16 protein-coding genes are annotated in these 20,173 nt (G+C 73.2%); 11 read left to right on the top strand and 5 right to left on the bottom strand.

Going from position 1 to position 20,173, the window contains the following annotated elements; all coding sequences use genetic code 11:
- Positions 1–19 precede the first annotated feature (19 nt).
- The 7 genes from ligA (at position 20) to gatB (ending at position 11,056) form a co-directional block, all read left to right on the top strand.
- Positions 20–2,206 carry an NAD-dependent DNA ligase LigA gene (gene ligA, locus ACIF6F_RS21595; protein ID WP_399948859.1) on the top strand — a complete coding sequence of 729 codons (2,187 nt, stop codon included), beginning with the start codon at positions 20–22 and terminating at the stop codon, positions 2,204–2,206.
- 349 nt (positions 2,207–2,555) lie between these two features.
- Entirely contained in the window at positions 2,556–4,730 is a 2,175-nt protein-coding gene (locus ACIF6F_RS21600; RefSeq protein ID WP_399948861.1) for a putative bifunctional diguanylate cyclase/phosphodiesterase, read from the top strand.
- 313 nt (positions 4,731–5,043) lie between these two features.
- Positions 5,044–7,332: an FG-GAP repeat domain-containing protein gene (locus ACIF6F_RS21605; RefSeq protein ID WP_399948863.1), complete on the top strand. Its 2,289-nt coding sequence runs from the start codon at positions 5,044–5,046 to the stop codon at positions 7,330–7,332.
- Positions 7,333–7,491: 159 nt separating this feature from the next.
- The gene (gatC, locus tag ACIF6F_RS21610) at positions 7,492–7,788 is read left to right on the top strand and encodes an Asp-tRNA(Asn)/Glu-tRNA(Gln) amidotransferase subunit GatC (protein WP_003955854.1); all 297 of its coding nucleotides are present in this window, start codon (positions 7,492–7,494) and stop codon (positions 7,786–7,788) included.
- Between the two features lie 4 nt (positions 7,789–7,792).
- A complete protein-coding gene (gene gatA / locus ACIF6F_RS21615; RefSeq protein ID WP_399948866.1) occupies positions 7,793–9,292 on the top strand; it encodes an Asp-tRNA(Asn)/Glu-tRNA(Gln) amidotransferase subunit GatA in 1,500 nt (499 codons plus the stop codon).
- Positions 9,289–9,531 (top strand): hypothetical protein, encoded by a 243-nt coding sequence (locus tag ACIF6F_RS21620; protein WP_399948868.1) that lies wholly within the window; start codon positions 9,289–9,291, stop codon positions 9,529–9,531. Before gatA ends, ACIF6F_RS21620 begins: the two co-directional genes overlap by 4 nt.
- A 16-nt stretch (positions 9,532–9,547) precedes the next feature.
- Positions 9,548–11,056 carry an Asp-tRNA(Asn)/Glu-tRNA(Gln) amidotransferase subunit GatB gene (gene gatB, locus ACIF6F_RS21625; RefSeq protein WP_399948870.1) on the top strand — a complete coding sequence of 503 codons (1,509 nt, stop codon included), beginning with the start codon at positions 9,548–9,550 and terminating at the stop codon, positions 11,054–11,056.
- Positions 11,057–12,257: 1,201 nt separating this feature from the next.
- Here the strand turns inward: gatB and ACIF6F_RS21630 are convergent.
- Together ACIF6F_RS21630 and ACIF6F_RS21635 are read right to left on the bottom strand one after the other, a co-directional pair.
- On the bottom strand, positions 12,258–12,869 hold the full coding sequence (locus ACIF6F_RS21630; RefSeq protein ID WP_399948872.1) for a GNAT family N-acetyltransferase: 612 nt from the start codon (positions 12,867–12,869) through the stop codon (positions 12,258–12,260).
- The gene (locus tag ACIF6F_RS21635) at positions 12,866–14,986 is read right to left on the bottom strand and encodes a penicillin acylase family protein (protein WP_399948874.1); all 2,121 of its coding nucleotides are present in this window, start codon (positions 14,984–14,986) and stop codon (positions 12,866–12,868) included. The genes ACIF6F_RS21630 and ACIF6F_RS21635 overlap by 4 nt, the downstream gene beginning before the upstream one ends.
- An 85-nt stretch (positions 14,987–15,071) precedes the next feature.
- Between ACIF6F_RS21635 and ACIF6F_RS21640 the strand changes: the two genes are divergently transcribed.
- Positions 15,072–15,803 carry a siderophore-interacting protein gene (locus ACIF6F_RS21640; protein WP_399948876.1) on the top strand — a complete coding sequence of 244 codons (732 nt, stop codon included), beginning with the start codon at positions 15,072–15,074 and terminating at the stop codon, positions 15,801–15,803.
- On the opposite strand, the gene ACIF6F_RS21645 is transcribed toward ACIF6F_RS21640, so the two are convergent.
- Positions 15,785–16,867 (bottom strand): helix-turn-helix transcriptional regulator, encoded by a 1,083-nt coding sequence (locus ACIF6F_RS21645; protein WP_399948878.1) that lies wholly within the window; start codon positions 16,865–16,867, stop codon positions 15,785–15,787. The two genes, ACIF6F_RS21640 and ACIF6F_RS21645, sit on opposite strands and share 19 nt — an antisense overlap.
- A 39-nt stretch (positions 16,868–16,906) precedes the next feature.
- Here ACIF6F_RS21645 and ACIF6F_RS21650 point away from each other — a divergent pair, with 39 nt between their 5' ends.
- A complete protein-coding gene (locus ACIF6F_RS21650) occupies positions 16,907–17,389 on the top strand; it encodes a hypothetical protein (RefSeq protein ID WP_399948881.1) in 483 nt (160 codons plus the stop codon).
- A gap of 71 nt (positions 17,390–17,460) precedes the next feature.
- Here ACIF6F_RS21650 and ACIF6F_RS21655 read toward each other — a convergent pair whose 3' ends face one another.
- The gene (locus ACIF6F_RS21655; RefSeq protein ID WP_399949005.1) at positions 17,461–17,916 is read right to left on the bottom strand and encodes a DinB family protein; all 456 of its coding nucleotides are present in this window, start codon (positions 17,914–17,916) and stop codon (positions 17,461–17,463) included.
- A gap of 203 nt (positions 17,917–18,119) precedes the next feature.
- Complete coding sequence (locus ACIF6F_RS21660) at positions 18,120–18,935, bottom strand: GNAT family N-acetyltransferase (RefSeq protein ID WP_399948884.1); 816 nt, start codon at positions 18,933–18,935, stop codon at positions 18,120–18,122.
- Between the two features lie 55 nt (positions 18,936–18,990).
- Here ACIF6F_RS21660 and ACIF6F_RS21665 point away from each other — a divergent pair, with 55 nt between their 5' ends.
- Together ACIF6F_RS21665 and ACIF6F_RS21670 are read left to right on the top strand one after the other, a co-directional pair.
- Complete coding sequence (locus tag ACIF6F_RS21665) at positions 18,991–19,383, top strand: signal peptidase I (RefSeq protein ID WP_399948886.1); 393 nt, start codon at positions 18,991–18,993, stop codon at positions 19,381–19,383.
- Between the two features lie 103 nt (positions 19,384–19,486).
- A complete protein-coding gene (locus ACIF6F_RS21670; protein WP_399948888.1) occupies positions 19,487–20,041 on the top strand; it encodes a hypothetical protein in 555 nt (184 codons plus the stop codon).
- Positions 20,042–20,173: the final 132 nt, after the last annotated feature.

Consider the following 20,173-nt stretch of genomic DNA (forward strand, 5'->3'; position numbering starts at 1 on the left):
GAACGGGAGGACCAGGGGCATGGCAGCCGAACAGCAGGACACGGTACCGGCGGAGGTGCGCGAGCAGCACCAGCTGCTGGCCGAGCAGGTCGAGGAGCACCGCTTCCGGTACTACGTGAAGGACCAGCCGGTCGTCAGCGATGCGGAGTTCGACCGGCTGCTGCGCTCCCTGGAGGCCCTGGAGGAGCAGTACCCCGAACTGCGCACGCCCGACTCGCCCACGCAGCACGTGGCGGGGGCGTACGAGACGGAGTTCACCGCGGTCGAGCACCGCGAGCGGATGCTCTCCCTGGACAACGCCTTCGACGACGAGGAGCTGTCGGCCTGGGCCGATCGGGTCGCGCGGGACGTCGGCACCCCCGACTACCACTACCTCTGCGAGCTCAAGGTCGACGGCCTCGCCGTGAACCTCACGTACGAGCACGGGCGGCTGACCCGCGCGGCCACCCGCGGCGACGGCCGCACCGGCGAGGACATCACGCCGAACGTGCGGACCATCGCCGAGATCCCGGACCGCCTCAAGGGCGACCGGATCCCGGCCGTGGTCGAGATCCGCGGCGAGGTGTACTTCCCGATGGAGAAGTTCGAGGAGCTCAACGCCCGGCTGGTCGAGGCCGGCGACAAGCCCTTCGCCAACCCGCGCAACGCGGCGGCCGGTTCGCTGCGCCAGAAGGACCCCAAGGTCACCGCCACCCGCCCGCTGCACATGGTGGTGCACGGCATCGGCGCGCGCGACGGCTTCGAGATCGACTGCCTGTCGCACGCGTACGAGCTGCTGCACGAGTGGGGCCTGCCCACCGCCCGGCACAACAAGGTCGTCGGCTCGCTCGCCGAAGTGCGCGAGTTCATCGCCTACTTCGGGGAGAACCGCCACTCCGTCGAGCACGAGATCGACGGAGTGGTCGTCAAGCTCGACGAGATCCCGCTCCAGGGCCGCCTGGGTACCACCTCGCGCGCCCCGCGCTGGGCCATCGCGTGGAAGTACCCGCCGGAGGAGGTCAACACCAGGCTGGTGGACATCCGGGTCGGCGTCGGCCGGACCGGGCGCGTCACGCCGTACGCCGTGGTCGAGCCGGTGACCGTGGCCGGCTCCGAGGTGGAGTTCGCCACCCTGCACAACCAGGACGTGGTCAAGGCCAAGGGCGTGCTCATCGGCGACACGGTGGTGCTCCGCAAGGCCGGTGACGTGATCCCCGAGATCCTCGGGCCGGTCACCGACCTGCGCGACGGCACCGAGCGGGAGTTCGTGATGCCGGCCCGGTGCCCGGAGTGCGACACGGAGCTGCGGCCGATGAAGGAGGGGGACATCGACCTGCGCTGCCCGAACTCCCGCTCCTGCCCGGCCCAGCTGCGCGAACGCCTGTTCTATCTCGCCGGGCGGAAGTGCCTGGACATCGAGAACTTCGGGTACGTGGCGGCCGTGGCCCTCACCCAGCCGCTGGAGCCCTCGGAGCCCCCGCTGCGCGACGAGGGCGACCTGTTCGACCTGACGGTCGAACAGCTGCTGCCCATCAAGTCGTACGTGCTCGACCCCGACACCGGGCTGCCCAAGCGCGACCCGAAGACCGGCGAGGAGAAGGTGGTCACCTTCTTCGCCAACCAGAAGGGCGAGCCCAAGACCAACACCCTGGCGATGCTGGCCAACATCCAGGCCGCCAAGGAGCGCCCGCTGGCCCGGATCATCACCGGCCTGTCCATCCGCCACGTCGGCCCGGTGGCCGCCGAGGCGCTGGCCCGCGAGTTCCGGTCGATCGAGCGCATCGAGCAGGCGGGCGAGGAGGAGCTGGCGGCCGTGGAGGGTGTCGGCCCCACCATCGCCGCCTCGCTCAAGCAGTGGTTCGAGGAGGAGTGGCACCGCGAGATCCTGCGGAAGTGGCGCGCCGCGGGCGTCCGGATGGAGGACGAGGGTGCCGGCGAGGACCAGGGACCCCGCCCGCTGGAGGGCCTCACGGTGGTCGTGACGGGCACGCTGGCCTCGTACACGCGGGACGGCGCCAAGGAGGCACTGCAGGCCCGCGGGGCCAAGGTGACCGGCTCCGTCTCGAAGAAGACCTCCTTCGTGGTGGTCGGCGAGAACCCCGGTTCGAAGTACGAGAAGGCGATGCAGGTGAAGGTCCCGGTGCTCGACGAGGCGGGCTTCGCCATCCTTCTGGAGCAGGGCGCCGACGCCGCGCGCGAGGCGGCTCTTCCGGTTGAGGGGGAATAGGGAGAAGCGCGGAGGAGCGGGGTAGGTAAAGGGGAGAACAGGGGGAAGACGAGGGGTGGTCAGCCCGCAGTGGCCTGTCGGATCATCAGATGGGTGACAGGGGGGTCCTGGTCCAATCTCACCCGTTCGGCGGATACCGTACTGATGAGGATGGCTGGGGCGCATTCGGGCAACCGCCGCCGACCGCTGCCCCTGGGAGCTTCCTGCGGCCTACTGTTGAGGGGTGCGCCTGTCGTGCACGGCTGCGTGGTGCAATTCCAGCCGTGATGGCATGACATCGGGGCCTCCCCCAGCCACCGCTGGGAGGTGCCCCCAGGCATCGGCATCGCCGGCTGTGAGAGGGACGGGCATGAAACCCACCGAAAGCGCCGACCCGTCACCAGAATTCGGCGGGGACCTGATCCCGTCAGGACGGGCGGCCAGGTTCGGTGTCCTGGGCTCCAGGACACCCGAGACCCATCCGCCGGAGACGGCGGACGGGCGGCGCAAGGCGCTGCCCGTCGCCGTGGTGACCGCGGCCGCCCTGGTGCTCGCGGCCGGCATCGTGCTGGGCATCGGCGACGGTCAGGCGCTCTTCCCGGGCGGCACGGTGGGCTGGTGCCTGGCCCTGCTGACCGGAATCATCGTCGGCCACCTCGTCGCCCTCGGCCGCGACCGGTGGTGGGGCGGCACCGGTTCCGGCGCGGCCCTCACCCTCGGCGTCCTGCTCCTCTACGGCTGGGTGCCGGCCGGCCTCGTCAGCCTCGCGGTGGTCTCGCTGGTCGGGGCCGCCCGCAGGCACCGCTGGCGACAGGGCCTGCTGCACGGCTCCGTGGACGTGCTCGGCATCGGGGCGGGCGCCCTGGTCCTCGCCGCCTTCGGCGAGTCCCCGACCGTCGAGGACCCCTGGCTCCCCGCGTTCTGGGACGCCGCGGCGGTGCCCGAGGTGACGCTCGTCGCCATCGCGTACCTGCTGGTGACCCGGGTGCTGCTGTGGTTCGCGCTGGCGCCCCGCGGGGGCGGGCTGCCCACCGTGGCCCGGACCGCGATGGTCCGTCAGGGGCTGGTCGCCGTGGCCCTGCTGGGGATCGCCCCGCTCATCTGCGTGGTGGCCACCAGCATGCCGGTGCTGCTGCCGCTGTTCGCCGTACCGCTCATCGCCCTCGACTCCACGCTGTGGATCGCCCGGGCGCGTGCCGAGGAGCAGCTGCGCGACCCGCTCACAGGACTGCCCAACCGGCAGTGGCTGCTGGAGCGCGCCTGGTCGGCCCTGGACGAGGCTGAACGTATCGGCACCCGGTCCGCTCTTGTGCTGATCGACCTGGACAGGTTCCGGGCGGTCAACGACACGCTGGGCCACCTGGCGGGCGACCGCCTGCTGCTCCAGATCGCCGAACGCCTCCAGAAGGCCCTGCCGGGCCAGGCCGAGGCCGCCCGGCTGGGCGGCGACGAGTTCGCCGTGCTCCTGCCCGTCGCCGACTCCACCACCAGCGCCCAGCGCGTCGCCCGTCACCTGGTCGCCGAGCTGTCCTCGCCGCTCGACCTCGACGGACTCACCCTGGTCCTGGAGGCCAGCGCCGGCCTCGCGGTCTTCCCCGACCACGCGCTCGACGCCGAGGGCCTGCTCCGGCGCGCCGACGTGGCGATGTACCAGGCCAAGCGGGACCGCACCGGCGTCGAGGTGTACGAGTCCAAGCGCGACAGCAACACCCCCGACCGGCTCGGCCTGCTCGGCGACCTCCGCCGCGCCCTCGACGCCGGCGAGGTCGAGCTGCACTACCAGCCCAAGGTCCGCTTCGACGGCCAGGTCGCCGGGCTGGAGGCGCTGGTCCGGTGGGTGCACCCGGAGCGCGGCCGGGTCCCCCCGGACGAGTTCATCGCCATCGCCGAGACCTCCGGCCTGATGCCCCACCTCACCGAGTACGTGCTGGAGACCGCCCTCGCCCAGGTCGCCCGGTGGCGGGCCCAGGGGCTGAAGGTGCCGGTCGCGGTCAACGTCTCGCCCCGGGACGTGCACACCCCCGGCTTCGCGGGTGCGGTCGCCGCGCGGCTGGCCCGCCACGGGGTGCCCGCCGGCTCCCTCCAGCTGGAGATAACGGAGCACGTGCTGCTGGAGGACCCCCAGCGGGCCGCCGACACCATGGCCGGGCTCACCGGCCACGGCGTGAAGATGTCCCTCGACGACTTCGGCACCGGCTACTCCTCCCTGGTCCACCTGCGCAGGCTGCCGGTCAGCGAGCTGAAGATCGACCGGTCGTTCGTGGCCCGGCTCGCCGTGGACGCGCAGGACGCCGAGATCGTCCGGTGCACCGTCGACCTCGCGCACTCGCTGGGCCTGCTCGTCGTGGCCGAGGGCGTGGAGGACGACGAGACCTGGGAGCGCCTGCGCGACCTGGGCTGCGACGCCGTCCAGGGCTGGCTCGTCGCCGCGGCCATGCCGCCCGCCGAGGCCACCGCCTGGCTGCTGGCCCGCGGCGAACACGGGTGGCGCCGGCCGGCGGATGTCACGGCGGAACTGGCGGCTTCGGAGACGCAGGGGCTGTAGGGGTGTAGGGGGGTGCGGGGGGGCGTAGGGCGGATTCGTGGGGCCGGGCCTGTGACGGCTCCGGGGGCCGCCGGAGCTTCGGGGGTGGGTCGTGTGGTGTGTGGGCGACGCGTCAAGCACCTCCCCCACACACCACACGCCCGGCAGGGAGGGACCGGCGGAAAGCGGACAGGCCCCGCCCCACTCGGCCTCGGCGCGGTCTCCATGCGGTGCAGCTTCGGGCGCGGGCGGTACCGGTCGGTAGCTGCGGCGGCGGCTCGGTTAAGATCCAGCCACTTCGCATGAAGTTCGAACCGGGGGGCTCCACTTGAACATGCATTCGCTTCGCCGTGCCTGCGTACTCGCGCTCGGGCCGGCCCTCGTCCTCGGCGCCGGTGTGCCTGCCGCGTTCGCCGGGCCCGGCAGCCTTCCCGCCGCCGGCACCACCGTGGCTTCCGACCCCGTCCAGCCGGGCGTCTGGGGGAGCGCCGCCGAGGTCGCCGCCGCCGGCGAGGCGGCCGTCGGCCTGCACACCCGCGCCGACGGCGCCCTGATCGGCCTGCGGGGCCGGGCCACCGACCCGGCCGGTACGGGCGAGGGCGCCCGTACGCTCACCGTCATGCTCCGGCCCGCAGGCGGCACCGCGTGGGTCACCCGGCAGCTGACCACCAACGCCTACGCCGCGCTCACCGCCCTCAGCCCGCAGGGCGACGGCTCCTTCGTCGCCTCCTGGCTGGAGCAGCAGGACGGCGGCCAGTACCTGCTCAAGGCGGCCACTCTGGCCCCGGGCGCCACCACCTGGTCCGCCGTGACCACGGTGACCACCCTCGGCTCGTCCGTCATCGCGCCCCGCGTGTTCGGCAGCGCCACCGGACGGCTCGTCGCCGTATGGGGCGAGGACCCCCAGAACGGCAGCATCCAGCTGCGCATCACCGAGCGCGCCACGCCCGGCGGCGACTGGTCCCAGCCCCGGATCTTCGACAGCGTGAAGGACACCGGGGACGGCGACTCCGGTGGCGAGTGGTACCTCACCGGCCTCTCCGGGACCGTCGACAAGGACGGCAACGCGGCCGTCGTGTGGAACCTCGACGACATGCAGCGCGACGCGCCCCACGCCCGGTCCCCCAAGGACTCGGCTCCCGCCGCGGGCGCCGCCGGCACGGCGGCCCTCCCCATCGAGTACCACTCCCGGATCATGGAGCTCCCGGCGGGCGCCTCCGAATGGGGCCAGGCGAAGGAGCCGGCCGCCCTCGTCGGCACCGGTCCCGGCTGGCTCCGCCTGGACGCCCACCCGGCCGGCGGCTTCACCCTCGTGTGGAACCACATCGGGTACCACGAGGCCGACCAGGCCATCCGGTACTCCCGCAAGCCGGCACTCGGCGCCGACTGGACCGCGCCCGAGGTCACGTCCCTCGCCGGCACCAACGCCCCGCGCACGCTGCCCCGCCCCCTCGTCGGCCCGAACGGCGACGTCACGCTGGTCGCCGCCTCGTACGACGCCAAGCGGGTGCTCTCGACGACCCGCGACGCCGCCACCGGCACCTGGTCGCTCGCCCAGGCCGACGACCGCTACCCGCACCAGGGCACCGTCGGCGCGGGCATCGCCGCGGACGGCACCGTGCACGCCGGCTGGACCGTCTACCGCAGCAATGGCTCGTACAGCTACGTCCACGCCTTCCGCAGCCGCGACGGCTGGTCCGCGCCCAAGGCGCTGACGACCACGCCGGCCGCCCAGTACGCCAACGTGGTCACCGGCGTCCTCGCCGTGTCCGGCAGCCGTCCGGCCGCCCTCTGGAGCTCCTACAAGAGCCCCCTGTACGCGGCCTCCGGCACCACCCGCCCCACCCCCCGCTTCCGGGACTTCTCCGACGACCGCAGGGCCGACCTGCTGTCCCTGACGGGTGACACCCTCACCCGGTACGAGGGCGACGGCGCGGGGCACCTCACCAGGGGCTCCCTCCACACCGGCTCGGTCACCACCGGCTGGGCCGCCGGCACCCGCTTCACCGCCTTCGGCGACCTGAACGGCGACCGGCTCAACGACGTCCTGGCCGTGCTGCCCGGCGGCGAGGCCCGGATGTACCGCACCCCCGCCGGCCGCCTCCCCGCCCCCACGTCCCCGTACACGAAGACCGGTGCCGACTGGCGCGGGTACGACGTGCTCACCGCCCCCGGCGACCTCACCGGCGACGGCCGCGCCGACCTGCTGGCCCGCGAGAAGGCCACCGGGAACCTCTGGCTGTACGCGGGGAACGGCAGCGCCGGCTTCGCCGCCCGCGTGAGGATCGGGCCCGGCTGGAACGCGTACACCAAGGTCGTCGGCGCCGGGGACCTGAACGGGGACGGGCACGGCGACGTCCTCGCCCGCGACGCCCACGGCGAGCTGTGGCGCTACTACGGCACGGGCACCGGCAAGCTGGGCACGCGCGCGCTGGTCTTCCGGGACTGGGGCTCGACGTACAAGCAGGTCATCGGGGCCGGCGACCTCAACGGCGACGGCCGGGCCGACCTCTTCTCGAAGGACTCCGCCGGCGTCGGCTGGCTGAACCCCGGCACCGGGCGGGGCACCTTCGGCAACCGCGTCAAGGTCTCCTCGACCTGGGCCACCCGCACGGTCTCCTGACCCCGGGACGGGCCCGCTCCCCCTCGCGGGACGGGCCCGCGGGGGCCCCCGGCGAGTGCCGTGACCCCCGGCCGCGCCAAACCGTTTCGTGGCCGGGGGGCCGGGCCCCATAGGATTGGGCCCGAAACTACACACTCACCACCCTCAGAGGATCGCTGCATGCCTGGCATCACGCGCGAGGAGGTCGCCCACCTCGCTCGGCTGGCGCGTCTGGAGCTGTCCGGCGACGAGCTGGACCACTTCGCCGGTCAGCTGGACGACATCATCGGCGCGGTCGCCCGCGTCGCCGAGGTCGCCGACCAAGACGTACCCCCGACCTCCCACCCGCTGCCGCTGACCAACGTCATGCGTGCGGACGAGGTCCGTCCGTCGCTCACCCCCGAGCAGGCGCTTTCCGGCGCTCCCGCCCAGGAGCAGCAGCGTTTCAAGGTGCCGCAGATCCTGGGGGAGGACTAAGACCATGACGGACAGCAACATCATCAAGCTCACGGCCGCCGAGATCGCCGCGAAGATCGCCTCCGGCGAGCTGACCGCGGTGCAGGTCACCGAGGCCCACCTGGCCCGCATCGAGGCCGTCGACGAGAAGGTGCACGCCTTCCTGCACGTCGACCGCGAGGGCGCCCTCGCGCAGGCCCGCGCCGTGGACGAGAAGCGCGCCAAGGGCGAGAAGCTGGGCCCGCTGGCCGGCGTCCCGCTCGCGCTCAAGGACATCTTCACCACGAAGGGCGTCCCCACCACCGTCGGCTCCAAGATCCTCGAAGGCTGGATCCCGCCGTACGACGCCACCCTGACGCGCAAGCTGAAGGAGGCCGACGTCGTCATCCTCGGCAAGACCAACATGGACGAGTTCGCCATGGGGTCCTCCACCGAGAACAGCGCGTACGGCCCGACCGGCAACCCGTGGGACCTCACCCGGATCCCCGGCGGCTCCGGCGGCGGTTCCTCCGCGGCGCTCGCGTCGTACGAGGCCCCGCTGGCCATCGGCACCGACACCGGCGGCTCCATCCGCCAGCCCGCGGCCGTCACCGCGACCGTCGGCGTGAAGCCGACGTACGGCGGCGTCTCCCGCTACGGCATGGTGGCGTTCTCCAGCTCCCTCGACCAGGGCGGCCCGTGTGCCCGTACGGTCCTCGACGCGGCCCTGCTGCACGAGGTCATCGCCGGCCACGACCCGCTCGACTCGACCTCCATCGACGCCCCGGTCCCGCCGGTCGTCGAGGCGGCCCGCAACGGCTCCGTCGCCGGCATGCGCGTCGGTGTCGTCAAGCAGTTCGCCGGCGAGGGCTACCAGGCCGGCGTCGTCCAGCGCTTCAACGAGTCGGTGGAGCTCCTCAAGGAGCTCGGCGCCGAGATCGTCGAGCTGGACTGCCCGTCGTTCGACCTGGCACTCGCCGCGTACTACCTGATCGCGCCGTCCGAGTGCTCCTCGAACCTGGCCCGCTTCGACGCCATGCGCTACGGCCTGCGCGTCGGCGACGACGGCACCAAGTCCGCCGAGGAGGTCACGGCCCTCACCCGCGAGGCCGGCTTCGGCCCCGAGGTCAAGCGCCGCATCATGCTCGGCACGTACGCGCTCAGCTCCGGCTACTACGACGCGTACTACGGCTCGGCCCAGAAGGTCCGCACGCTCATCACGAAGGACTTCGAGAAGGCCTTCGAGCAGGTCGACGTGATCGTCTCCCCGACGACGCCGACCACCGCCTTCCCGATCGGCGAGCGCGCCGACGACCCGATGGCGATGTACCTCGCGGACCTGTGCACCATCCCGACCAACCTGGCCGGCAACGCCGCCATGTCGCTGCCCTGCGGCCTGGCGCCGGAGGACGGCCTCCCGGTCGGTCTGCAGATCATCGCCCCGGCGATGAAGGACGACCGCCTGTACAAGGTCGGTGCCGCCGTCGAGGCCGCCTTCGTCGCCCGCTGGGGTCACCCGCTGCTTGAGGAGGCACCGTCGCTGTGAGCAACGCACTGACCAAGGCCAAGGGCTTCAAGAAGTCCAAGTCCGGTACGTACCTGTCCATCGGCGCCACCGCCTTCGGTGCGATCGGCGTCGCGAAGCAGGTCAAGAAGGCCCGCCTGGAGAACGACACGCTCAAGCTGGTCGACGCCGTGGTGTCCGCCGCGGCCATCGTGACCGGCCTCGCGATCCTGTACCGCGAGCTGCGGCGCCTCGGCGACGACGACGTTCTGCTGGGCTGAGAGGGAAAGTTTCACCGTGACCGTCACCGAACTCCTGTCGTACGAGGCCGCGCTGGGCGCGTACGACCCCGTCATGGGTCTTGAGGTCCATGTCGAGCTCGGCACCAGGACCAAGATGTTCTGCGGCTGCTCGACCGAGCTGGGCGCCGAGCCCAACTCGCAGACCTGCCCCACCTGCCTCGGCCTGCCCGGCTCCCTCCCGGTCGTCAACGCGATCGGCGTCGAGTCCGCCATCAAGATCGGCCTCGCGCTGAACTGCGAGATCGCCGAGTGGTGCCGCTTCGCCCGGAAGAACTACTTCTATCCGGACATGCCGAAGAACTTCCAGACCTCCCAGTACGACGAGCCGATCGCCTTCAACGGCTACCTGGACGTCCAGCTGGAGGACGGCGAGGTCTTCCGCGTCGAGATCGAGCGCGCGCACATGGAGGAGGACACCGGCAAGTCCACCCACGTGGGCGGCGCGACGGGCCGCATCCACGGCGCCTCGCACTCGCTCCTGGACTACAACCGCGCCGGCATCCCGCTCATCGAGATCGTCACCAAGCCGATCGTCGGGGCCGGCGAGCGCGCCCCCGAGGTCGCCAAGGCGTACGTCGCCGAGCTGCGCGAGCTCATCAAGGCGCTCGGCGTCTCCGAGGCCCGCATGGAGATGGGCCAGATGCGCTGCGACGTCAACCTCTCCCTGATGCCGAAGGGCGCGGAGAAGTTCGGCACGCGCTCGGAGACCAAGAACGTCAACTCGCTGCGCAGCGTGGAGCGGGCCGCCCGGTTCGAGATCATGCGCCACGCGGCCGTCCTGGAGTCCGGCGGGAAGATCATCCAGGAGACCCGCCACTTCCACGAGGACGACGGCTCCACGACGTCCGGCCGCGTGAAGGAGGAGGCGGAGGACTACCGCTACTTCCCGGAGCCGGACCTGGTGCCGGTCGCGCCGAGCCGTGAGTGGGTCGAGGAGCTGCGGGCCACCCTGCCCGAGCTGCCGCGCGTCCGCCGCAACCGGCTCCGCGAGGAGTGGGGCATCGGCGAGTTCGACATGCAGTCGATCCTCAATGCCGGTGCGGTCGACCTGATCGTCGCGACGATCGAGGCCGGTGCCGACGCGGCGTCCGCCCGCAAGTGGTGGATGGGCGAGCTGGCGCGCAACGCGAACGAGACGGGCAAGGGCCTGGACGAGCTGGGCGTCGCCCCGGCCGACGTGGCCCGGGTCTCGGCCCTGGTCGCCGAGGGTTCGCTCAACGACAAGCTGGCCCGCCAGGTCATCGAGGGCCTGCTGGCCGGCGAGGGCACGCCGGACGAGGTCGTCGAGAAGCGCGGCCTGAAGGTCGTCTCCGACGACGGCGCCCTGGGTGCCGCGGTGGACGAGGCCATCGCCGGCAACGCGGCCATCGCCGACAAGATCCGGGGCGGCAAGGTCGCCGCGGTCGGCGCCCTGGTCGGCGCGGTCATGAAGACCACCCGCGGCCAGGCCGACGCGGCCCGCGTGAAGGAACTGATCCTGGAAAAGCTGGGCGTCGAGGGCTGACGCCCACGTCCTGGCCCAGCTTGGCGACAGGCGCCCCGTACCGGTCCCGGTGACCGGCACGGGGCGCCTGCGCGTTCGGGGGACGGTCTCGGGGAGGTGGCCGGTGCCGGGGCGTGGTCGGGCTGGGCGGGGTCGGGGCGGGGGCCGGTGCCGGTGCGCGGGCAGGGGTGCGGTATCCCCTGAACCGGCGTCACGGAACTGAGCCCATCCGGGGCCGTCCGCCGACCGAGGGTTTCCGGGACGGGGCGCCCTGCCAAGGGCGCTCCTTCGTCGCGTCGCCTGCGGCGATTCCACTTCGTTCCACCCTTGACAGAACACCCCGCCCCGGAAGCAAAGACCCTCGGCGGACAACCCCGAAGGAACAGCCAGGGGGACACTTCATGCCTCCCGGTACCGGGTGCCCGGCCCCGCACAGGGGTGCCGGTTCGCCCCACGGGGCGGACGCGTCCCCGTCCGTAGGCCCACCGGCCGTCTCGGCGGCCTCCGGGCCGTCTGTGCTCCTTCATCAGCCGCCACAGATCGCTACGCGCTCCTGCCCCACGGCGGCGGACGGCCGTCTTGGGCCGGACATAGGCCGCCAGCGACCGCTACGCGCTTCTCTCGACCGGCGACCGGCGACCGGCGGGCCGTCGGTGGTCGGGACGGCCGCCAACGGTCCCTGCGTGCTTCTCTCGTCTCGGCGGCCGACGGGCCGTCCTCGCCCGCCAGTTGCGGGAAATGGACTCTGGATCCAGGTCATCCCCGACGCCCGTCCCTTCCCCCGTCTCTTCCCCGCCCCGGACGGCCGTGTGTCGCCGTCTGGTAGGAGCGCGTAGCGATCGTGGGCGGCTTATGAAGGGGCACAGGCGGCCCGGAGGTCGCTGAGACGGGCGGGGGGCCTACGGACGGTGGTGCGCCGCCCCGTGGGGCGTGGCCGGGCCCCGGTGCCGGGGGCACGCACCTGGTACCGGAAGGCATGAGGTGTCCCCTGGGCGTCTTTCCTGGGGTTGTCCGCCGAGGTCTTTGCCTTCCGGGCCGGGGTGCCCTGTCAAGGGTGGAACGAAGTGGAATCGCCGCAGGCGACGCGACGAAGGAGCGCCCTTGACAGGGCACCCCGGCCCGGAAACCCTCGGTCGGCGGACGGCCCCAGACCGGTCGGCTTGGGGTTCGGGCCGGGGCTTGTGCCCTCACTGGCAGGAGGAGGTGCTGCTGGACTTCCTTGTCAGCGCTGCGCGTTGAGGAAGCAGAGGCGGGCCTTCTTCGCGGGGAGGTAGACCTCCGGGAGGTCGATTTCCGGGAGTTCGACTTCCGGGCCCAGTTCGAAGCCGGTGCGCCGGAGGCGGGCGATCGCCTTGGTGTTCGAGGCGTCCGGTTCGCCGACGATGCGGGTCTTGCCGCCCGAGAGGGTGAACTCCGTGAGGGCGCCCAGGAGTTTGCCGCTGTAGCCGGGTACGGCCGGGCCGTCCGCGGGGGCCAGCATCAGGTGGATGCCGATGTCGCCCGGCTGGACCTCGTAGCACTCGCTGATGCGGTCCTCGGCCGGGTCGTACGTCTGGAAGAGCGCGGCCGGCGTGCCGTCCAGGCGGACCAGGAACGCGTGGTGGGTGGTGCGGCGGTCGACGTCCTCGTAGATCTCCCGGACGAGTTCGAGGGTCGCCTCGCGCATGCCCCAGAAGCGGGCCCGCTCCTGCGTCACCCAGGAGTGGACGAGGGGGGAGTCGGCCGCCGGGTCCAGGGGGGAGACGGTGACTGTGCCGAGGCCTTCGACGTGCCGGGTGAAGACCGCGGGTCTGGCGGGGGCGGTGGCCGAGGCGGGCGTGGTGGGGGAGGTCATTCGGATTCCTTCGTGAGACGGGTCCAGTCGGTGACGACCGGTACGAGCTCGCCCTGTGCCCAGAGCGGCAGTTGGTCGCGGTGGTGGGGGCCGGCCGGGACGCCGTCGGCGCCCAGCGGTACGGCCCAGAGGCTGTCCTCGCGGCGGGCGAGGTCCCAGACGTAACGGGCGGCCGGGCCGCGGGCGGTGCGGTCCGTGACGCCCGGGACGCTGGAGGTGGCCAGGACGCAGTCGTGGTCGCCGGCCAGGCCGGGCCAGGTGGCCTCGGGGTCGGGGAGGGCCTGCCAGGGGGTGAGGACGTGGACGTCGCCCCAGGTGGTGTCCGGCAGGGGTGTTGCCGCCAGTTCTTCCAGGGCCGCGCGGACGTGGGCCGGGCGGTCCAGGTCCGGGAGGAGGTCGGTGGCCAGGATCCCTTCGAGGGCGTAGCCGACGCGGGGGACCAGGTAGAGCCAGGGGTGGAAGACCTCCGGGCCCGTGGGGAGGGCGGAGAGGGCGGCCAGCGACGGGTCGGCGGCGATGCGGCGGATGACGAGGGTGCGGAGGGCCGAGAAGAGGGCCGCCTCGCTGCTGTCCGCCGCCATGTGCTGGTTCCAGGTGAGGAGGCGGTCGCGGAGGGCCTCGGCTTCCGGCGAGAGGTACGCGAGTTCCTTCGCCAGCGCCAGCAGCGGGGCCGCCGAGGCCAGGTGGGTGTCCGTGTGGATCGACGCCATGTCCCTGCCGGACCAGTCCGCCGAGCCGGTGAGGAGGTCGCGGATGCGGTTCGCGCGGTGCGGGGGAGCGAACTCCACGCCCAGCGGTGACGCGATGCCGCGGGCGTTGGCCATTACCGCGAAGCCCTGGACCGGCTCGGACGGGGTCTCGGCCCAGCCCTGCCAGGCGTGCTCCGGCTCCCAGGCCGGTACGAGGCGCAGGCTGTTGGCGCGGGGGCGGAGCGGGACGGCTCCGGCGACGCGGTGCAGCAGGCCGCCCTCGGTGTCGGCCGCGTGGACGACGTTGACGGGTTCGGCCCAGCCGTCGAAGGCCCGGTCGATGTCAGCGACGGTGCGGGCGCGGAGGAGGGCGGGGAGGGCGGCGAAGCCGAGGTCGTTGCGGACGCGGGGCGGATAGCGGAGGGCCACCGCTTCCTCGGTGCCTTCGATGCCCTCGGTACCGGGCTCCGCGAGGCCGGATTCCATGACGCCGGATTCCGTGACGCCCTCCACCGGTTCGTCCGCGCCGATGACGACCGGGCCCCGCGGCGTTTCCAGGACCTCCACCGTCACCGGGTCCGCGCCAGCGACCTCGATGGTCTCCGTGTGGTGCTGTACGGACTCCCAGCGGCCGTCCGGGCCGAGCGCCTCCACCAGCGTGCCGGTCCTGCGCAGGCGTTCGCGGTACAGGTCCTGGTAGTCGGCCATGGCGTTGGTGATCGCCCAGGCGGCGGTGCCGGTGTGGCCGAAGTGGGCGAGGCCCGGGACGCCGGGGACCGCCAGGCCCAGGACGTCGTATTCCGGGCAGGAGAGGCGGATCTGCTGGTAGACGCCCGGGTCCTCGATGAAGCGGTGCGGGTCGCCCGCGATGATCGCGGCGCCCGTGGTGGTGCGGTCGCCCGGCACCAGCCAGCCGTTGCTGCCCGAGGTGCCCGGACCGTCGGTGGCGAAGAGGGTGGTCGCCTCGGGGCCGAGCGCGCGGGCCACCCGTTCCCGCCACAGCTTCGTGGGGAATCCGGCGAACAGGATGTGCGTGGACAGCCAGATGCCCAGCGGCACCCAGGGCTCCCACGGCTCGGTGCGCAGCCCGGTCTCGGCGAAGCGCGGGTCGCGGGCGGCGCCCTGCGGCATGCCCGCGTTGACGCCGTCGACGTAGGCCCGTACCCAGGCGGCCGTCTCCGGGTCCAGGGCCTCGAAGCAGCGGCGGGCGGTGTCGTCCAGGCCCGAGCGCCGGGCGAACCGGTCCCAGGCGACGGCCTCCGCACCGAGGAAGGCCGCGGTGGTGCCCTGGGCGCGGCGGCGCTCCACTTCGAGCTGCCAGGCGCGGTCGTGTGCGGTCACGCGCCCCTGGGCGAAGGCGAGTTCACGGGTGTCGGACGCGCGAAGGTGCGGGATGCCCCAGGCGTCCCGGTAGACCTCGGTACTCACACTGCTCCCCGGGTGCATTAGGTTAGGCTGGCCTAAGTGTAAGCATGCCGTCCGTGGGGGCGGCAGCCAGGGGAAGGGACCCACGGTGGGGGTTGGCAAGGGCTGGGAGCACGTCGTCCTCAAGCTGCTGCGCGGCAAGGACTTCGTCTTCACGGTGACGGGGGCCGAGGACGTCACGGACCACTACCGCCGGGTGCGGATGAGCGACGGCGGGCTGCTCGCGGCCGTCGGCGGGGCCCTGCACCCCACGATGTGGGTGCGGCTGTGGTTCCAGGACGGCGGGCGGCCGCACCAGCGCGCGTACACCCTGGTCGATCCCGACACCGCCGCCGGCACCTTCTCCCTGGAGTTCGCCCTGCACGACGGGGTCGCGAGCGACTGGGCGCGCGCGGCCGAGCCCGGCGACACCATCGAGGCCACCGTGCAGGGCACCGGCTTCACGACCCCGTCGCCCGCGCCCCCGCGGCTGCTGGTCATCGGCGACCCGGCCTCCCTGCCGGCCATCAACTCGCTGCTCGACGCGCACGCGGACGTACCGGCCACGATCTGGTTCGAGACCCAGCACGGCTCGGACGAGGAGCTGCCGGTACGGGCGGACGCCGGGCGGCACGAACTGCGCCGGGTGCCGCGGGACGGGAGCGCGCTGGTCGACCGGGTGCGGGCGGAGCTGCCGGAGCTGGTCGGGGACCCCGAGCAGGCGTACGTGTGGCTCGCCTGCGACGCGGCCACCACCCGCACGCTCACCGGCTTCGTCCGCAAGGAGCTGGGCCTGCCGAAGCAGCGGGTCAACGCGCTGGGTTACTGGCGCGCGGCCTGAGGTCCGGGCTCCCGGGCCGCACCGGCCCGGGCCGTACGGGCCTGGGCGGTACGGGCCTGCGCCGTACGGGCCTGGGCGGTCGGGGCCCCCGCGGTCGCGGCCTCCGCCGCCGGCCCCTCGTACAGCGCCGCCGTGGCGCGGGCCGCCTCCCGCAGCGCCGCCCGCAGTTCCGGCGGGCCCAGCACCTCCACCGCCGGCCCCAGGGCGAGGAACGCGGCCAGGGCCTGCTCCGGCGATTCGGTCGGCAGCACCGCCCTGGTCCAGCCGTCGGCCTCCGGTACGCCGGTCTCCGCGGCCGCCCTGGCCGCCGTACCCGTCAGCCGCGCCGCCGCCCCCGGCGCGAGCCGCACCGTCGCCTCGCCCTGCCGCAGCCGTGCGTGGAAGTCCCGCTGCGCGGCGCCCCAGTGGGCCGCCAGGTCGAAGCCGGCCGGGATCTCGAAGGCGTCCCCGGTGACCGTGACCGACAGGAGCTGGTCCACCCGGTACGTACGCGGCCCCGGCGCCGCCACCAGGTACCAGCGCCCCGCCTTCAGCACCAGGCCGTACGGGTCGAGCACCCGGTCCACGTCGGTCGGCTCCTTCCACCGCCGGTACCGCACCCGCAGCGTCCGGCCGGCCCACACCGCGTCGGCGACCTCCGGGAGGTGCCGCAGGTCGTCGTCCTCCGCGTACCAGCCCGGCGCGTCCAGGTGGAAGCGGGCGCGCATCCGGTCGGCCTCGGCCCGCAGCCCGGGCGGGAGCGCGGCGCGCAGCTTGAGTTCGGTCGAGGCGAGGGACGCACCCAGGCCCAGCGCGGAGGCCGCGCCCGGCAGCCCGGCGAGGAACAGGCTCTGCGCCTCAGGGGTGTTGAGGCCGGTGAGGCGGGTGCGGTAGCCGTCGAGCAGCCGGTAGCCGCCGTGGTGGCCCGGGTCGCCGTACAGCGGGACGCCCGCGGCGTGCAGGGCCTCGATGTCGCGGTAGACCGTGCGGGGCGAGACCTCCAGCTCGGCGGCGAGTTCGTCGGCGGTCAGCCGCCCGCGGGTCTGGAGGAGCAGGATGATCGAGAGCAGTCGGCTGGACTTCACTGACGCAGGCTGTCAGGGAAGCCGCCCTACGGTCCACCCATGACCAAGACCACCACGCCCGATCCCACCCCCACGGACTTCGATTTCCTCGCGGGGGAGTGGCGGGTCGCCAACCGCCGCCTGAAGGACTTCCTGGACCCCGCGAGTGAGTGGGAGGAGTTCCCGGCCACCAGCCGCGGCACCCGTCACTTCGACGGCGGCGCGAGCTTCGACGAGATCGAGTTCCCCACCCTCGGCTCCGGCGGGCTCACCCTGCGCCTGTACGACCGGCAGACCGGCCTGTGGTCCCTGTACTGGGCGAGCCGCCGCACCGGCACCCTCTTCCCGCCGGTGACGGGGAGCTTCGGACCGGACGGCGTGGGCCTCTTCCACGGCGAGGACACCCACGACGGCCGCCCGGTCCGCGTCCGCTTCGTCTGGTCCGGCATCACCGGGGACGCGGCCCGCTGGGAGCAGTCCTTCTCGGCGGACGGCGAGCAGACCTGGCTCGTGAACTGGACCATGCACTTCACGCGCACCTGACCGCCCGCGCCACCGGGGCCCCGCCGCGCGGCCCCGGCCCCGGCCCCGCCGCGCGTCCCCCGCGCTTCGCCCTACGCGCCCACCGACCCGTCGATGCCCTCGCGGAGGAAGTCCGCGTGGCCGTTGTGGCGGGCGTACTCGTGGATGAGGTGGAGCATCACCAGGCGCAGCGAGACCTCCGTGTCCCAGTTGCGGTTGTGCGCGGTGACGTCCAGGGAGGCGGCCGCCGCCTCGATGCGGCAGGCGTGGGCCACCTCCTCCTGCCAGGCCGCGAAGGCCTCGGCGCGGGTGGCGCCGGTGGCGTCGTACGCCGCCTGGTAGTCGCCGTCCGGCGACCAGCGCAGCGGCACGTCCTCGGCGTTGACGGTCCGGCGGAACCAGGTGCGCTCCACCTCCGCCATGTGCCGGACCAGGCCGAGCAGGGTCAGGGTCGAGGGCGGCATCGAGCGCTGCCGGAGCTGCTCGTCGGTGAGGCCCTCGCACTTGAGCGCCAGGGTGGCGCGGTGGTAGTCGAGGAAGGCGCGCAGCGTCTCGCGCTCCCCGCCGGTGAGCGGCGGCGCGACGCGCCCGTCCGGTGCCCCGGAGTCGGGTTCCGTCCGCCCGGCCGGTGCCTCGGACCCGGGTTCCGTCCGCCCGGCCGGTGTCGCCGTGCCGGAGTCCGCCGGCTCGGCCGGTGCCCCGGGTCCGGAGTCCGCCCGCTCGTCCGTGCCCCCCGGACCGGCTTCGGCGGTCATCGGGCGTCCGCCCCGGCCGCCGGGTGCCAGTTGTACGCCGTGATCCGGGCCGCCGGCGTGAAGCCCAGCCGCTCCAGGATCGGCCGGCTCATCGCGGACGCGTCCACCTGGAGGTAGGGGACCCCGCGCTCGGCGGCGATGCGGGCGCGGTGGGCCACCAGCGCCCGGTAGATGCCCTTACCGCGCCACTCCGCCACGGTCCCGCCGCCCCACAGGCCGCCGAAGGAGGCACCCGGCAGCAGCTCCAGCCGGGCCGCGCTGACCGGGCGGTCGCCCGCCATGGCGACCACGGCGGCCAGTACCTCCGGCTGCTCCCGGAGCTGGGTCAGCATCAGGTGGCGGACCTGGGGGTTGTCCCGGCCGAAGGCCTCCCCGAGTGCCTCCATCATCAGCTCCACCCCGGCCTCGTCCGTCACCGCCTCCAGCCGCACGCCCGCGGGCGGCTCCGCGTCCAGCGGCAGCGCGCCCACCGGGGCCAGCATCAGCGTCTCGGGCTCGTCGGCCTCGAAGCCGGCCGCCAGCAGGCGGTCGGCCAGGTCGGCCGGGCGGTCGTAGTCGTAGAGCTTCCACTCCCACTCCACGCCCGCGCCGCCCTCGCGGGCCGCGTAGTGCGCCACCTGCTCCGCGATGACCGCGTCCGCGGTGGTCTCGTCGAGGTCCGACCAGATCACGCCGTTCCAGCCGGGGACGGGCCCGGTGTGGCGGACGACGGCCCCGCTCCGCTCGATGAGGCCGTCGGGCCCCTCGGGGAGCGCGCCGCGCCGCATCTCCTCGTCGTACAGGGCCAGGGCGTGTGCGTGATCGAAAGTCATGCGGCCCACCTCAGCACCGCCCGCCCGCCCCGGCAATCGGTTTAGCCTCCGGTCCATGGACATCGAGGCCACGGAGAACGTGTACGTCGGGAACGCCGGCAAGGACGCCCCGCTCGACCGCGGGTGGCTGCTCGGCCACTTCAAGGAGCCCGGCGACGTCCGCCACAGCGAGGACGTCGAGATCAAGTGGGGCGTCCACCCGCGGGGCGAGGAGCGGGCCCAGTGGGTCCGGGGCGAGGGGCGGGTGGCGCTCCAGGTGCTCATCAGCGGACGGTTCCGGCTGGAGCTGCCGGGCCGCAGCGTGGTCCTCGCCGAGCAGGGGGACTACGTGGTCTGGGGACGTGGGGTGGATCACTCCTGGTACGCGGAGGAGGACTCCGTGGTGCTGACCGTCAGATGGCCCTCGGTGCCCGGATATGCGGTGCCTGATCCGGAAACCCGCAGGTAACAAGGGTGGAATGATTTCGTCCGCTCTGCGAACGCGCCTTGACGCCATCCTTATGGCTTAGGTAAGCCTTACCTGTCTTTCAGGATTCGTCAGGGAGTTGCCCGTGTCCGCCGTACCCGCCAGCACCATCCCCGGCCGGCTCAGACCCACGCGCCTCCACGACTCGTGGTGGACGGTCGCCGCCGCCTCGGTCGCCGCCCTGGTGGTCCTCACCGGAGGCCTCTGGTTCTCCGCCCACGTCCGCACCGACCCCGTCCTGCACGAGGCGGCCCTCTTCGTGCACCTGGCCTCCCTGGTCCTCGGCTTCGGTGCCGTGCTCGCCGCCGACTGGTACGGCGGCCTCTGGCTGCTCGGCCGCTGCACCCTCGACGAGGCCCTCGCCGTCATCGGCCGGCTGCACGCCCCCATCTGGGCCGGCCTCGCCGGGCTCGTCGCCAGCGGCTTCATGCTCCACCCCGACCTCGGCTCCCCGCTGACCCGCGCCAAGCTCGTGATGGTCGCGCTGCTCACCGTCAACGGCCTCCAGGCCGGTCTCCTCACCCGCCGGCTCGCCTCCCCCGGGCGCGGGGTCCTGATCTGGGCCGGCGCCACCGGTCTCGTCTCGCAGCTGTGCTGGTGGGGCTCGGTCGTCGTGGGGTTCCTCAACACCAGGCGCTGACGTCCCCCGCCCGGGTGACCAGGGTCCCCGAGGGCCGCCGAAGGTCGGGCACACTGCCCATGACCAAGGTCATCCAACCCCGTCGGCCGCTGTGACGATGCACACGAAACGGGCCAACGATCACCAAACGCT

The sequence above is a fragment of the Streptomyces sp. NPDC086023 genome (assembly GCF_044540325.1).
In the GTDB taxonomy this organism is placed as follows: domain Bacteria; phylum Actinomycetota; class Actinomycetes; order Streptomycetales; family Streptomycetaceae; genus Streptomyces.